Origin of the sequence: Nocardia sp. CA-135953, from assembly GCF_050955735.1 — a bacterium.
In the GTDB taxonomy this organism is placed as follows: Bacteria; Actinomycetota; Actinomycetes; order Mycobacteriales; family Mycobacteriaceae; genus Nocardia.
The window spans coordinates 6940839-6955992 of sequence record NZ_CP192082.1 but is presented as its reverse complement, the minus strand read 5'-3'; the positions used below and the strand labels follow the sequence as shown (position 1 = coordinate 6955992).

Annotated in this window: 11 protein-coding genes and 1 pseudogene; 6 read left to right on the top strand and 6 right to left on the bottom strand. The window is 66.4% G+C overall.

Translation table 11 applies throughout. The annotated features are described in order from the left end of the window. Positions 1-22: 22 nt before the first annotated feature. On the bottom strand, positions 23-1345 hold the full coding sequence (locus ACQPXH_RS31655; RefSeq protein ID WP_433600073.1) for a UDP-glucose dehydrogenase family protein: 1323 nt from the start codon (positions 1343-1345) through the stop codon (positions 23-25). Positions 1346-1494: 149 nt separating this feature from the next. On the opposite strand from ACQPXH_RS31655, the gene ACQPXH_RS31650 reads away from it, so the two are divergent. From ACQPXH_RS31650 to ACQPXH_RS31630, 5 genes and pseudogenes are all read left to right on the top strand, one after another. Then, entirely contained in the window at positions 1495-2040 is a 546-nt protein-coding gene (locus tag ACQPXH_RS31650) for a YdcF family protein (RefSeq protein ID WP_433600072.1), read from the top strand. A 120-nt stretch (positions 2041-2160) separates the two neighbouring features. After that, a complete protein-coding gene (locus tag ACQPXH_RS31645) occupies positions 2161-3390 on the top strand; it encodes an acyl-CoA dehydrogenase family protein (protein ID WP_433603646.1) in 1230 nt (409 codons plus the stop codon). Beyond that, positions 3390-4538: an acyl-CoA dehydrogenase family protein gene (locus ACQPXH_RS31640; protein WP_433600071.1), complete on the top strand. Its 1149-nt coding sequence runs from the start codon at positions 3390-3392 to the stop codon at positions 4536-4538. The genes ACQPXH_RS31645 and ACQPXH_RS31640 overlap by 1 nt, the downstream gene beginning before the upstream one ends. Before the next feature lie 2 nt (positions 4539-4540). Beyond that, a complete protein-coding gene (locus ACQPXH_RS31635; protein ID WP_433600070.1) occupies positions 4541-5119 on the top strand; it encodes a QsdR family transcriptional regulator in 579 nt (192 codons plus the stop codon). A 104-nt stretch (positions 5120-5223) separates the two neighbouring features. After that, positions 5224-5601 (top strand): annotated as a pseudogene (locus ACQPXH_RS31630) (enoyl-CoA hydratase-related protein); the annotation flags it as partial. Positions 5602-5744: 143 nt separating this feature from the next. Here the strand turns inward: ACQPXH_RS31630 and ACQPXH_RS31625 are convergent. Further along, entirely contained in the window at positions 5745-8849 is a 3105-nt protein-coding gene (locus tag ACQPXH_RS31625) for a (Fe-S)-binding protein (RefSeq protein WP_433600069.1), read from the bottom strand. A gap of 454 nt (positions 8850-9303) precedes the next feature. Here ACQPXH_RS31625 and ACQPXH_RS31620 point away from each other — a divergent pair, with 454 nt between their 5' ends. Then, the gene (locus ACQPXH_RS31620; RefSeq protein ID WP_433600068.1) at positions 9304-10056 is read left to right on the top strand and encodes a hypothetical protein; all 753 of its coding nucleotides are present in this window, start codon (positions 9304-9306) and stop codon (positions 10054-10056) included. Between the two features lie 49 nt (positions 10057-10105). Here the strand turns inward: ACQPXH_RS31620 and ACQPXH_RS31615 are convergent, their stop codons facing one another. The 4 genes from ACQPXH_RS31615 to ACQPXH_RS31600 form a co-directional block, all read right to left on the bottom strand. After that, on the bottom strand, positions 10106-10990 hold the full coding sequence (locus tag ACQPXH_RS31615) for an NRDE family protein (protein WP_433600067.1): 885 nt from the start codon (positions 10988-10990) through the stop codon (positions 10106-10108). 138 nt (positions 10991-11128) lie between these two features. Next, positions 11129-12331, bottom strand: coding sequence for a S1 family peptidase (locus tag ACQPXH_RS31610; protein WP_433600066.1), 1203 nt, complete (start codon positions 12329-12331; stop codon positions 11129-11131). Between the two features lie 223 nt (positions 12332-12554). Continuing rightward, positions 12555-13919 carry a S1 family peptidase gene (locus ACQPXH_RS31605; RefSeq protein WP_433600065.1) on the bottom strand — a complete coding sequence of 455 codons (1365 nt, stop codon included), beginning with the start codon at positions 13917-13919 and terminating at the stop codon, positions 12555-12557. 90 nt (positions 13920-14009) lie between these two features. Continuing rightward, positions 14010-15140 (bottom strand): hypothetical protein, encoded by a 1131-nt coding sequence (locus ACQPXH_RS31600; protein WP_433600064.1) that lies wholly within the window; start codon positions 15138-15140, stop codon positions 14010-14012. Positions 15141-15154: the final 14 nt, after the last annotated feature.

The window sequence follows — 15154 nt, the reverse complement described above, 5'->3', positions numbered from 1 at the left end:
CGCCCCTGCGTCGCAGGCAACTCTACGGTGTGCCGAGTCCGGCGTACACCCATCCGGCGTCTCTCCAGGTGGCTCGATTGAGACAGTTGCGACCGTCGATGATCGACCGTTTGCGGACGACCGGATCGAGGTCTTGCGGACGCAATGCGACGAATTCGTCCCACTCGGTCAGCACCAGCACCACATCGGCGCGATCGCAGGCCTCGGTGACCGAGGTCGCGTAATTCAACGTGGGGAAGACCCGTCGCGAATTCTCCGCCGCTTTCGGGTCGTACACCGTCACCACCGCGCCGTGCAGCTGGATCATCCCGGCCACATTCAGCGCGGGTGAGTCACGCACATCGTCGGATTCGGGTTTGAAGGCCGCACCCAGCACCGCCACATTGGCGCCGAGCAGCGATCCGCCGCAGGCTCGCGCGGCCATATCGACCATCTTGGTGCGGCGGCGCATATTGATGTTGTCGACCTCGCGCAGGAAGGCCACCGCGTGATCGGCGCCGAGTTCGCCGGAGCGCGCCATGAACGCGCGGATGTCCTTGGGCAGGCAGCCGCCGCCGAAACCCAGTCCGGCATTGAGGAATCGGCGGCCGATGCGCGCGTCGTAGCCGAGTGCGTCGGCCAGCATGGTCACATCGGCGCCGGTGGCCTCGCAGACCTCGGAGACGGCGTTGATGAACGAAATCTTGGTCGCGAGAAAGGCATTCGCGGCGACCTTGACCAATTCTGCGGTGGCCAGGTCGGTCAGCAGGAACGGCACCTCGGCCGCGATCAGGTCGGCATAGACCTCGCGCACCAATTCCTCTACCCAGGCGGCGCTTTCGCGTTCGCGATCCACGCCGAGCACCAGTCGATCGGGACGCAGTGTGTCCCGCACTGCGAAACCCTCGCGCAGGAACTCCGGATTCCACGCCACCTCGACCGCGGCGTCGGTGAGCGCACGGGCCCGCGCACCCAATGCGGCGGCGGTTCCCACGGGCACCGTCGACTTCCCGACGATCACCGATGGCCGCTCCAACAGCGGTGCGAGCGTATCGACCACGGCGTGCACATATTTCAGGTCCGCGGCGTACTCGCCCTTCTTCTGCGGTGTCCCGACGCCTAGGAAATGCACCTGGGCGTGGTCGGCGGCTTCCGCGTACGAGGTGGTGAAGCGCAGCCGACCGGCGTCCAGGTTCCGGCGCAGCACCTCCTCTAGCCCGGGTTCGTAGAACGGCACCACACCATCGGACAGCTTCGCGACCTTGCCCGGATCGATATCCACGCCGATCACATCGTGTCCGAGCTCGGCCATGCACGCCGCGTGCGTGGCCCCGAGGTACCCGGTTCCGAAGACTGTGCATCGCATGATCGATTGATAGGTCCCGCCGATGGCCACCCCACGTCAGCGAGGCAAGGGTCTCGGCAACAGCAGATGTACATGTGGCGACATGAAAGACCGATAGCCTTCTGGCCTGCGTAAACTCATACGATGACGGCCCGGTTACGATCGATCTCGTGCGACGCCAGCGCAGCATCCGGGCCCGCAGCGCCTGGGTGGTAGTCGGCGTTGCGGTGGTGGTATCGGTCGCTGGTCTGTGGCCGGTTTACGTTCGGCCGCAGGTGGACGCACCCGTGAAAGCCGATGCGATTCTCGTGCTCGGCGGCGCGCACGACGGGCGCGAGAAGCTGGGACTGCGGCTGGCCCGAGAGGGTTACGCGCCCCGGGTGCTGTTCTCGGATCCGTATGAGAACAGTGCGCTGATGAACCGAATCTGCCACAGCCGCTACAGCTTTCAGGTCACCTGCTTCGATCCGTCGCCGCGTACCACACGTGGCGAAGGTCGCGAACTCGCCGAACTCGCCGCGGCGCAGGGTTGGCGTCGAGTCATCGTCGTCACCTTCACGCCGCACATTTCGCGGGCCCGCTACATCCTCGGGAAATGCTGGGACGGTGAGGTGCTGATGGTGGATCCGCAGCCACGTCTTTCGGTCGCCAGGTGGGCCTACGACTACGTCTACCAGTCCGTCGGATACGTCAAGGCGGCGTTCGAAGACTGCTAGCGCACGCAAGTGCAGGCAGGTGGCATCAGTTTGATTTCCGGCGTGAGACAGACGTACATTGTGTCTCGTGGGGCCGCAGCGCGACCCGATGCAATGACGCAGATCCCTCCGGGAGGGCAGATGGATTACGACTGGTCAGCGGCCGATCTGGACTTTCGGGACGAGGTTCGCGCATTTCTCGCCGAGAAGCTGACGCCGGAGCTGCGGCGGGCCGGGCGCTTGGCGACGAGCGTGTACCCGGACCACGAGGCCAGCATGCGATGGCAGCACATCCTGCATGAGCGCGGCTGGGCCGCACCGGCCTGGCCGGTGGAGCACGGTGGCTGCGATTGGAGCCTCACCCAGCACTACATTTTCAATCGCGAGTCGATGCTGGCCGGTGCGCCGTCGCTCTCGCCGATGGGCATCCGGATGGTCGCGCCCGCGATCGTCGCGTTCGGTACGCCGGAGCAGCAGGCCTTCTATCTACCGCGCATCCTGACCGGGGAAGTCTTCTTCTGCCAGGGCTATTCGGAACCGGAGGCCGGTTCGGACCTGGCCGCGCTGACCATGGCCGCCGTCGACGACGGCGCCGATTTCGTCTGCACCGGCAGCAAGATCTGGACCACCCATGCCACCGAGGCGAATTGGATCTTCTGCCTGGTCCGGACCTCGCGCGAGGGGAAGAAGCAGCAGGGCATCACTTTCCTGCTGATCGATATGACCTCGCCGGGCATCGAGATCCGCCCGCTGGTGATGACCTCCGGCGAACAGGTGCAGAACCAGGTCTTCTTCGATAACGTCCGGGTGCCGAAGGCCAATGTGCTCGGGCGGATCGATGACGGCTGGACCGTCGCGAAATTTCTGCTCGTGCACGAGCGAGGCGGTGCGGCAGCGCCGATGCTGCAGGTCATGGCCCAGGATGTGGCCACCGCGGCGGCCGAGCAGACCGGACCCGACGGCAATCCGTTGATCGATGACGCGGCATTCGCGGCGAAGTTGGCGGAGGCCCGAATTCGCACCGAGGTGCTCGAAATCCTCGAGTACCGCACGCTTTCGGCGATGGCGCACGGCAAGAATCCGGGGCCCGCGTCCTCGATGCTCAAGATCCTGGCCACCGAATTGAGTCAGCGGCTCACGGAATTGGCGCTGGAGGCGGCCGGACCGCGCGGCCGGGTTTATCAGCCGCATGCCACCGCGCCGGGCGGGCCGATCGCCGAATTCACCCCGCCCGCCGACGGCTATCACAGCGGCGCGGACTGGCAGGCCGTCGCGCCGCTGCGCTACTTCAATGACCGGGCGGGCTCGATCTATGCGGGCAGCAACGAAATTCAGCGAAATATTCTCGCCAAGGCAGCATTGGGGCTCTGATGGACTTCACCTTCACCGATGAGCAGGAACTGCTTCGCGACGCGGTGGCCGGATTCCTCGGCGCCCGTTACGAACTGGACAAGAGCCGGGGCGCGGCGAAATCCGATGCCGGTTGGCAGCCGGGCGTATGGCGCGGATTCGCCGAGGAACTGGGCATTCTCGGGGCAACCCTGCCCGAGCGGGTCGATGGTTTGGGCGGTGGTCCGGTCGAGTTGATGATCATCACCGAGGAACTCGGCCGTGCGCTGGTCGTCGAGCCGTTTGTCGACACCGTGGTGGTCGGCGCCGGTCTGCTGAATCGCGCAGGCGGCGAGCGTGCCGATTCGGTACTGCGCCAGATCGTTTCCGGTGCGGCGCGGACAGCGTTCGCGGCGCTGGAGCCGAGCTCGGGACAGACGCTGCACGATGTATCGACCACCGCGCGTCGCGATGGTGACGGGTGGGTGCTCGATGGCGTCAAGACCGTCGTGACCAGCGCACCGCTGGCGACACATCTGCTCATCACCGCGCGCACCGCCGGTGAGCGGCGCGACAAGGACGGAATCTCGCTATTCCTCTCCGAATTCGATGCCGCTGATCTGCCCACCGGTGTCGAGGTGCATTCGTATCGGACGATCGACGACCGGGTCGGCTCCGATATCACCTTCACCGGATTCCGATTGCCGGCCGACGCGCTGCTCGGCGCCGAGGGCGCGGCATGGGACGCGATCGATGCGACGGCGGACGAGGCGATCGCGGCGATCGCGTCCGAGGCCGTCGGCTGCATGCGAAAGGTGTTGGCGGACACGGTCGAATACGCCAAACAGCGGCAGCAGTTCGGCCAGCCGATCGGCGGTTTCCAGGTGCTCCAGCACCGCATGGTCGACATGTTCATCGAGCTCGAGCAGGCCGTTGCCGCGGTGTATCTGGCCGTCTACTCATTGGGTGCGGCCGCGGCGGACCGGGCGCGAGCGGTCTCGGCCGCGAAGGTCACCATCGGTCGGGCCGCGCGCTTCATCGGCCAGAACGCCGTGCAACTGCACGGCGCCATGGGCATGACCGAGGAACTCGCGATCGGCCACTACTTCAAGCGACTGACCGCGATCGAATACGAATTCGGTTCCAGCGACCAGCATCTCGCTCGATATGCGGCCATGACGAGGCCGTAGCCGTGTCCGACGAGGCGGCGGTCGTATCGAAACCGGCGCGTGCGGATGTGATCGACCTCGCGCACCGCTGGTTCCTCGACGGCCGCCGCATCGATATGCGGCAGCTCGCGCGCGAACTCGGCATCGGCCGCGCCACGCTCTATCGCTGGTGGGGCAGTCGGGAAGTGGTGATCGGGGAGGTGGTGTGGCGGGTGATCGCGGAGGCGATCACCCGGGTCGAGGCGCGCGGTTACGGGGCGCCGGCCACACGTTTCGTCCGCAATTTCGGCAAGCTCGCCGACACCGTGCGCACCTTCGAACCGCTGTCACGCTTCGTCGCCGAGGATCCAGAGTACGGACTGCGCGTCCTGACCTCGCGTTACACCGTTGTACAGGCCCGCATGATCGATTGGGCCGCAGAGCGTTTGGCCGGGCTGCCCGATCTGGATCCGCGCATCGAGATCCGCGATCTCGCCTATGCGATCGTGCGCATCGGCGAGGCTTTCGTCTGGAGCGATGTCATCACCGGTGACCCGCCACAGTCCGAAAAAGCCACCGCCATGGTCGAACTGCTCATCTCCGCCGCATCCGGCAAGCGCTGAACCGCAGTCGGGAGCCGAATAGCACCATTACCTACCGCGTTGCGGATGCGATCGCCACGATCACGCTGAATCGACCCGAGGCGCGCAACGGTTTCATCACCGAAATGGCCGATCAACTCGGTGCCGCCGTCACCGCCGCCGATAACGACGATGCGGTACGCGCTGTCGTATTCGCCGCGGCCGGAACGGATTTCCGCGTCGGCATAAACCTCACGGCGGGCGGCTCCGACGAGGATGTCGCCGCGCCCGACTGGGTCGAATGGTCCACGCGTGTGGTTCAGCCGATGACCAATCTCAACAAACCCGTCATCGTCGCCATGCAAGGTTGCCGCCGTCGGTGTCGGCCTGTCCGTGACGCTCGCCGCCGATTTCGCTTGGCCGCGACCGATTCCCGCTTCGGATTCGTCTTCGCCCGCCGTGGCCTCTTTCCCGAGGGCCGATCGCTCTGGTTCTTGCCGCGCATTGTCGGCCTGGCCAAGGCCAAGGAATGGATGATCACCGGGCGCGTCTTCGGCGGCGACGACGCACTGGCCGCCGATTGGTCGCGTAGGACCGGCGGTCAACGAAAGCGAACGGCCCGGGTGCGCATTGCACACCCGGGCCGTTCGCTTGTTCTCGCTTACCGTCAGTTCTTGCGGCCGGGGGCCTTGGCGCCGGATTTGAAGCCGAGGCCGCCGGGCTTGGCGGGCGGGGGTGCGACGGCTGGGGTGCCGTTGCCGTTGGCGGGCTGGGCCGGTTCGTCAGCGGGTTCCGTTGCGGCTTCCGGGGTGGCGGCTTCCGGGGTGGCGGGGGCCGGTTCGGCGGGAGCCGGGGTGGCCGTGCCGGGGGCCTTGGGGCCGGGGCGTTTGAAGCCGGACTTCATGGCCAGGCCCTTGGCGGGGATGGACGGCTTGGTTTCGGTCGGGGTCGAAACCGGTGCGGTGGCGGGGGTTTCCGCTGCCGGGGCCGCTTCGGCGGGTGCCGTTGCTTCCGGTGCCTTTGCTCCGGGTGTCTTTGCCGCGCCCTTCATGGCCAGTCCCTTGCCCGGTGCCTTCGCCGGACCCTTCATTGCCAGGCCCTTGACCGGCGGTGCCGGCGGTGCCTCGGCGGCGGGTGCTGCTTCGGTGGCGGCGTCAGGAGTTGCCTTGGCGCCGGGCGCTTTTGCACCGCCCTTCATGCCGAGGCCCTTGCCCGGTGCCTTGGCGGGGCCCTTCATCGCGAGGCCCTTGACGGGGGCCGCCGGAGCAGTCGCCGCCGCGGTGTCCTCGGCCGGAGCCGGGGTCGCCTTGGCTCCGGGTGCCTTCGCGGCGCCCTTCATACCGAGACCACCACCCGGTGCCTTGGCCGCGCCCTTCATACCCAGACCACCGGGCGCCTTGCCGCCGCCCTTCATCGCCAGACCGCCACCGGCCGGAGCCGCCTTCGGTTCGGCGGGCGCTTCGGCCGCGGGTGCCGGTTCGGGTTCGGCGGCAACCGGTTCCGGCTCGGGGGCCTGCTTCGGTTCCTGCACCACGGTCAGGTTCTCGGTGAGCTTCGACGGGTCGACCCGGTCGATGGCGTCGAGCATCAACTGCGCGACATCGACGACCTCGACGCCCTGGCCGACCTCGCCGCTGTCCTTGCGTGCGGTGACACCGTCGGTGAGCATGACGCGGCAGAACGGGCAGCCGGTCGCGATCTTGGACGGTTCGTTGCCACCGTTCAAGGTGGACAGCGCCTCGTCGACGCGATCGATATTGATCCGCTTACCGAGTTGCTCTTCCATCCACATCCGCGCGCCACCGGCGCCACAGCACATGGAACGTTCGCCGTGCCGCGGCATTTCGACGAGGGTGGAGCCGGAGGCCTCCATCAACTCGCGCGGTGCGTTGTAGACCTTGTTGTGGCGGCCCAGGTAGCACGGGTCGTGGTAGGTGACATTCTGCGATACCGAGGCGACCGGGATCAGCTGCTTGGTGCGCACCAGCCGGTTCAGCAGTTGGGTGTGGTGCACCACCTCGTAGGTGCCGCCGACCTGCGGGTACTCGTTGTTCAGCGCGTTGAAGCAGTGCGCACAGGTGACCACGATCTTCTTGCGCGACTGCTCGACACCCTCGAACACCGAGTTCAACAGTTCGATGTTCTGCTGCGCGAGCTGCTGGAACAGGAATTCGTTACCCGCCCGGCGCGCGGAGTCACCGGTGCAGGTCTCGTCGGCGCCGAGCACCATGAACTTCACGCCCGCGGTGGCCAACAGCTCCGCGACGGCCTTGGTGGTGCGCTTGGCGCGATCCTCGTACGCACCCGCACAGCCGACCCAGAACAGGTACTCGTATCCGTCGAAGGAGTCCGCGTCCTGGCCGAACACCGGGATCTGGAAGTCGAGTTCATTGATCCAGTTCAGCCGGTCCTTGGCGTTCTGGCCCCACGGGTTGCCCTTGTTCTCCAGGTTCTTGAACAAACCGGCCAGCTCGGAGGGGAACTCCGACTCGATCAACACCTGGTAGCGGCGCATATCGATGATGTGATCGACATGCTCGATATCGACCGGGCACTGTTCGACGCACGCACCGCAGGTGGTGCAGCTCCACAACACCTCGGGGTCGATGATGCCGTTGACGTCCTCGCCGCCGACCAGCGGACGCTCCGCCTCGGCCTTGGCCAGTTCGGAGATCTTGGCCAGTTTCGCCTCGTTGGGCTTGCCGTCGCCGTCGACCAGGCCGACCTCGTCGCCGCCCATATCTTTGCGGCCACCGGCCAGCAGGTACGGCGCCTTGGCGACACCGTGGTCGCGCAGCGACATGATCAGCAGCTTGGGTGAGAGCGGCTTACCGGTATTCCAGGCTGGGCACTGCGACTGGCAGCGACCGCATTCGGTGCAGGTGGTGAAGTCCAGCCAGCCCTTCCAGGAGAAGTCCTCGACCCGGCCCGCGCCGAAGGTGTCGACGTCCGGGTCGGCGGTCTCCATATCGACCGGCTTGCCCTTGGACATCATCGGCTTCGCGGCACCCAGTGCGACGCCACCGTCGTCCTCACGCTTGAAGTAGATATTGAAGAAGGCCGCGAACCGGTGCCAGGCCACACCCCAGTTGATATTGCGACCGACCAGCAGCAGGAAGGTGCTGCCCGAAACCATCTTGATGAACGCGAAGACGGCGACCATGGCCACGCTGGAGGGCAGCAGCTTGGCCACCTGCATGGTGAAGAAGTCGGTCCAGGCCTCGGAGTGGCCGTAGGTGGCGATCTTGCCCGCCTTCACCATGACCATGCCGATGCCCTCGAGGAACACGATCGCCTCGATGACGTACGCCGGGGCGAACCGGGAACCACTGAATCGCGACAGTCGCGCGGGTACCCGCGGGTGGTTGAGCTGGCGAATGGCGATCAGCACCAGGATGCCGATCACGGTGCCGATGCCGAGTAGTTCGTCCCACAGGTGGTAGATGCCCCAGCCGCCGATGATCGGCCAGTGGAATTCGGGATCGAAGGTCTGCCCGTACGCCTCGAAGTACAGGATGAAACCGCCGAGGAAGCCGATCATCACCAGCCAGTGCGCCCAGCCGACCGTGCGGAATTTGTTCATCCGGGTGTGGGCGAGGAATTCGACGATCATCGTCTTCAAGCGCGGGAAGAAGGGTCGCCAACGATCCGGCGCGGGCTGGCCGATCATGATCGCGCGGGTCATTTTGCGGACGCCACCGACGAATGATGCCCAACCCAACAGGCTGAACGCCACACCAATCGTGCCCAGCGTCAATGTCAGGGCATTCATGTCGCGACCTTTCTTTAGAGGCAACACGAGCGTGGGCGGCGATCTCGCCACCCGGTCGGCTCGTATCCTAACCGCAGGCAAGTTACCCATCGGTAACTTACCGGTCTATCGTACGATCGGCGGTTGGCTCTTGCCCCCTCTTCCTGGGGCTTGACCGGCTTTTCGCCTGTGATTGATTTCACGAAGATCGCGCGATGCGGGTGTGGTTCGGGGCGACAACCACCGTAAACAATGCTCGGCGGCAAGGACAGGCTTATGTCACGCCGAGATCACAGTGGGAATAGTCGATCTCGCATCTTCATGTCGGTTCGATTACGCTCACCACGTTCTGTTCGATGTGCCTGTCTTTTACACTGCTCGGGGAGAATCCGGGGTCCGACCACCTCGGGTTGATGAGCGCTCTCGCGTGTACGGAAGCGGCGCGCGGACAACGTGACGATGGATTGGAAACTGAATGAATCTCCGCAGCACCACCGCGGCTGCCACGATGGTCATCGGCGCGATGACCATCGGCTTGGGGAGCGCGCATGCCGAGCCGATCGCCCCAGCTGATCCCGACGTCAGCTACTCCGTCAAGTTGGTGGACAAGACCGTTGTGGCGACGCTCAAGGGGGGAACCTTCTCGCTGAGCGAGGAGGCCGGTGCTACCGCCGATGATCCGAAGACCACGGTCGCCAACGTTCGGGACAGCAAGGGCGCTACCCTCGTCTCTTTCCCACTGAATGTGGACGTCGACGGCAAGCTCGTTCCGGTCAAAACGGATATGAAGAACGACGGCACCGTCCTCGAGGTCACCCCGGAAAAGCCGGCGGATCTCGTCGTGTCCGACAAGCCGGTCGTCGCCAAGCCGGTCGTCGCCAAGGACATCGCGTCGCCGGTCGAGAACCAGCGCGCGCAGAACGAATTCGCGAGCAACTTCGGCATCGCGACTGCGGTCGGTGGTTTCATCGGCACCGCGATCGGTGCGGTCGCCGGCTGCATCATCAGTCTCCCGGTCGGCTGCCTTCCGGGTCTGGTGACCGGTGCGGGCATCGGCGGTATCCTCGGCACCATCGCGGTCGGCGGTCCGACGCTGGTCGCTGCCGGCCTCGATTTGCTCAACACCGTGCAAGCGCCGGACGGCACCACGAGGTGGGCCGAGAAGCCGGTGGCGGCGCAGCAGCCCGCATCGGCCCAGCAGCCGGTACCGGCGCAGCAGCCGAACTGAATTTCGAACGAACTCGACCGGCCTCTTGGGGAGCGGGCCGGTCGAGTTTTCAGGCCTGGTGCTCGCGCAAATCCAAACTGCCGCTGAATATTTCCTCGCCCCTGTGCCGCCCGAAGCGTCCGAACGAACGCTCGGCCATCTCGAACGAACCGTCCTCGCGTACCAGCAGGACCGTGCTCGCCCTGGTCCCGTGCAGTGCGTTGGCGATGAATCTGGCTGAGAGCGTGCGCTCACGCCGCAGCGGAACTCCGGTGTGCGGCAACAGCTCATCGGGCGCCTCGGTGCGATCGGCCAGCACCTGGAAATAGCGCGCCACATTGCCGGGATCCGATTCGATCACCGCGCGCAGCTCGCTGAGACCGCTGTGGACTTTGGGCCAAATGGGTTGGGGCGCTTCGAATGCCGCCCCGGAGCCGGGTGCGGCGGAGGCGATGAACATGCCGTTGGACACCCCGTGGAAGCCCGGTGTCAGCTCCTGGGACGGTAGTGCGCTGCGGTTGGAGTGCCACCACAGCGATTCGAGATCCGAGACCAGCATGTTGTAGCCGTTGTAGTCGTCGGGGGCGGCGGCTACGTCGAGCACGTACTGCTCCGGGCCGAGTAGTTCACGCCGGTCGCCGGTGCCGCGCAGGAAATCCATCAGCAGCGCGCCGCGTGAACGGGCATCGCCGCGTTCGTCTTTCGGACTGCGCACATTGGTGACGGTGGCGAATCGATTGCGGCCCTTGTCTTCCCGCGTCAACCCGAGCCAGGTGCCCGGCGGATCGCCCGCAACCTTGCGCAGCGCCCCGAGATCGCGCCCGGCCAGCAGTCCGGGCACCTCGGACCACCATCGCATCGACTCGGTCGGGCGGGAGTAGAACTCGTCGCGGTTGGCCGCGACGATCAACCGATACTCCGGATGGACCCGCCAACCGATCAACACCAAACACATGCATTCCAGGATGCCGGAAGGTCGCCGGGCCCCACAGAGCATTTACGTGGTCTCGGGCACCGCAAGTTCAGTGGATCGGGCCCAAGGACAGCAAAAAGGCCGACAGCGTCGTCGCTGTCGGCCTTTCGCGGGGTAGTGCTAGTTGTTGACCTTCAGGCCCGGGTTGTCCGAAAGAACGACGCTGACCGGCTGGGCGAACAGCTGCGGCGCATTGCCGGTGAGCGCACCGATCAGATTCGGGATCTCGCAGATCGGGAAGTCGGCCACCGACGACGCGCTGGAGATGCCCAGTGCCATCCGGCCGGACACGATCGCGCCGCCACTGTCACCGGGCAGGGCGCAGATGTTGGCGGAGAAGGCCTGGGTCAGCTCCCGGTCACCGACCTGCACGGTCTGGTCGACGGCATTCACGATGCCGCAGCTGAAGCCGGTGCGCGCACCGGACTTGCAGACCGGCGCACCGACCACCGGCACAGCGACGCCCTCGACCGCGACCGGCTGGCCGGGCTGGCGCACGAAGTTGTTGCTGAACCGGTCCTTGGCCTGATCGTTGATCCGGATGATCGAGTAGTCCTGGGCGCCGAGCACCGACTTCTGGAAGGTGCCCACTTGCGCACCCGCCCGATCGCCGGCCAGCTCGTAGACGCCGGCCGAATTCCCCGAACCCGCCGACGGAATATCCGGATTGCAGTGGCCCGCGGTGATGTTCACGACATTGCCTGCCCGGTCCGTGCCGTTGAAGCCGAGCGAGCAGCGCAGCGAGGTCTTCCCGGAGATCGAGGCGAAGCCGTCGCCACCGGCCAGCGGACCGGTCTGCATCGCAGCCGCGACCGGGGTGGTCTGCAGCTGCTCACCGGCGATCGGCGGGGCCGTCACGATGACCCGCGACGGGTCGACGAAGTTCGGCATCGGCAGGCCGGCCTGCTCGACCCGCACCGCGATGCTGTTGTTGACGGGATCGACCACCACACCGCGTACCAGCGCGGAGACCGCCTCGGGCTGGCCCTCCAGCCAGCGTTCGAACGCGCTCTTCTCGCCGCGCAGCGCCGCCTCGCTCTTGGCGACATTGCGGACCTCGAATCCGGCCGACGTGGCCGCCTGACGCGCCTCGTCGGCACCAGGGCCCTGTGCCAGCGCTACGACCGCCTTGCCGCCGTCAGCGAGCCACGAACCCGCGAAGACCTGCGGGAACTGGCGCTGCGCTGTGGTGGCGAAAGCGGCGAGCTGCTGAGCCAGATCGGCCCGGTGCAGGTACTCCTCGGGGGAGATCTTCAGATCGCGCGCGACCGCGGCGACCAGGTCGGCGGGCAGGGCCGGCTGGTCGGGTTCTGCGTTCGCCACTGCTGCCGTCGGACCGAACAGCAGAATCGCCGCCGAGGCGGCGATAACTGTTTTTCGGACCCGGGTCTGTCGCGCAGCTGATCGGAACTGACCTATACGTGGCAGGAGCATGCCCATACCTTAAGGTGTCCGCCCGGTTATGCCTACTTATGTCGGGATGTTGTTCGGCCCACTAACGGACCGGCGGTCGGTTTGTCGGAAATACGGTGTCCGACAAGCCCTCTCACCCGGCGTTCGGACGGGTCCGCAGCGCGATGCCGGTGCCGACGCCGTTGTCGGCGGACGCATCGATATCGGCCAGGATCGAGCGGATCGGGATGCCGAGCGTCGCGGTGCCGCCGTATTGCGCGAGGGCGATATTGGCCTCGTTGCAGTCGGGCGCGTCGGCGGCATTGGAACCGCTGGTGATGCCGAGGGCCAGCGTGCCGGTGACGATCGCGCCGCCGCTGTCGCCACCGAGCGTGCAGGCCGAGCTGGCGAAGCCACGCACGGTCTTGCTCACCCCCTCCGCGGTGTACAGCTGGGTTTCGACCCGATCGGCCACCACGAACCCGCAGGTGAAGGTGGAGGACTGGCCCGACTTGCAGATCGGGGCGCCGGTGACCGGCTCGGCGGTGCCGGTGATGGTCAGCGTGGTGCCATTGGAGCCGCGCACCGACGGCTGGTCCATACCCGCATTGATCGAGCGCTCGTTGAGCTTGATGACGGAGTAGTCGAGCGCGGTCGGGCCGCCGAGGCGCGCCTTGACGAAGTTGCCGAGCTCGATGCTGTTCGTGATGTCCCTGACATTGGGCAGGTACACCGCGGCGTGCTGGTCGTCCTTTTCCAGGTTCGGGTCGCAATGGCCGGCGCTGATATTCAGCGCGTTACCCGCCGCGTCCACACTGTTGAAGCCGAACGAGCACACATCGACGCCGCGCAGCGAGGCGTCCTTCAGCGAGGTCGGCGCGGTGATGTAGGTATCGCCGCCCATCGGACGGCGTTCGATCGGGCCGCCGCTGTTGGGCGAGAGGATGACCTTGACGTTGGCGATCAGGGTCGGCAGGTTCAGCGCGTGGCCGACCGGCGTATTGGCGACCGACAGCACCAGCTGGCTGTTGAGGAAGTCGACCGCGACGGAGTTGATCGACTGGGAGATCTCCTTGGGCAGCGTGTTGATCCACTGATTCAGCTGCATCAGCGCGTTCTCCAGGCCGTTCGCCGAGATCGGGGCCAGATGGGTCTGGTAGCCGTCGGCCGCGGCGATCTTGGCGGCATCGACCGAGGTGACCGCCACGACCGGCTTACCGTCGGTGCCGAGCCAGGCGCCCGCGTAGGTGTCGGGGCGCTCGCTGCGGAACGACTCCGCGTATTCGCTGAGCTCCTGGGCCTTGGCGGAGCGTTCCAGATACTCGGCGGGCGTCATCTTCAGATCGCGGGAAATGGCCTCGACGAGTTCGGGCGGCAGGTTCTCGGCGGAAAGCTGCCCGGGTGCTGCCGGTTCGGCCGAAGCGGCGGTGGTGACGAGTAGGGGTGCGATGAAAACGGTCGCGGCGAATCCGATCGAGGCTGCCTTGACCGCGGCGCTGCGCGCCACCAACTTGCGCATGAAGTCCCTTCGTCGGCACGAAATGTGCCAGCCCACTACACCGGTCAGCGGATCACTTTAAGGCACAAACCCCGGTAGGTCGCTGCGAAATCAACCAGGAGGCGCCAACTCGAACGGAATCGGCTGCTGCCACGGCAGCTGCGTCCACGTCGGCGGCGTCCACATCGGGAAGCCAGGACGGGTGGTCGTGGTCCGGCTCGGCCGGGTGGTGGTCGGCGGTGTCGTCGTGGTCGGTGCGGGCGTGGTGGTCGGTGGCGGCGTGGTCGGCTCGGTCGTCTCCGGTTCGCTGCTGGTGATGACGACCGGCGGTTCGGTGGTCGGCGGCGGCGTGGTTTCCGGCACGGTCGGTAGCTCCACCGGCGGTTGTGGGGTCGGGCTCGTCGAGACCTGGTCGGATTTGGCGTCGCGTACCGGCGGCACCGGGGTCGAGCCGGGATCACGGAACAGCACGGCGACACCGATGCCGCCGAGTATCAGGCCGACGCCGACCGCGATCGCGATCAGCAGTTGTGTGCCGCGGTCTTTCTTGGGGGTCGCGGCCGGCGGCGGCTCCGGGGTGGTCGCCTCGACCGCGGTCGCCGCGACCAGCGGTGCGGCCACCGGCATCGCAGCCGAATAAGCCTGCTGCTGCACCTCGGGCGTCGGCACCGCCGGGATGACATCGGTGACCACGGTCGAGTTCTCGGCATTGCTGGGATCCGGTGGGGTCGCGCCCGCCGGGGTCGCCAGCACCGCGGCCAGCGCCGCGCGCGCGGCGTCGTAGGCGTAGGCCAATTCCGGTGCGACGGCGTCGCTGCCGGGGAGGTCACCCTCGCTGACCAGCAGTACCGACTTCAGGCCCAGATAGTCCAGTGCGTCGCGGAGCGAGAGCACGTGCTCCGACGGCCAGCCCGCGGGATAGGTCGCATAGAACTCGGCGGCGCCGTTCAGATGTTCGGCGGTCAGATTGATCAGGCAGAACAGTGCGGTCGCGACCAGATCCTCGGCCCGGTAGGCCTCGCCGGCGTCGACGGAGATCCCGGCCGGATCCCCGACCGAGGATGCGAAACCGGTGATCGAATGCGTATGCCCGGCCGGGGCCGGTCCGCCGAGGACGGTGTCGCCGTCATCGGACATATGCAGGATCGACTCGCGGACGATGAATGTCGGTTCGCCGTTATCGGTGACGATGGCCGCTGTGCAGTTGTCCTCGGCGATGCGCAGGCCCACCCCAGTGGCCATCCTCAATACCTCGC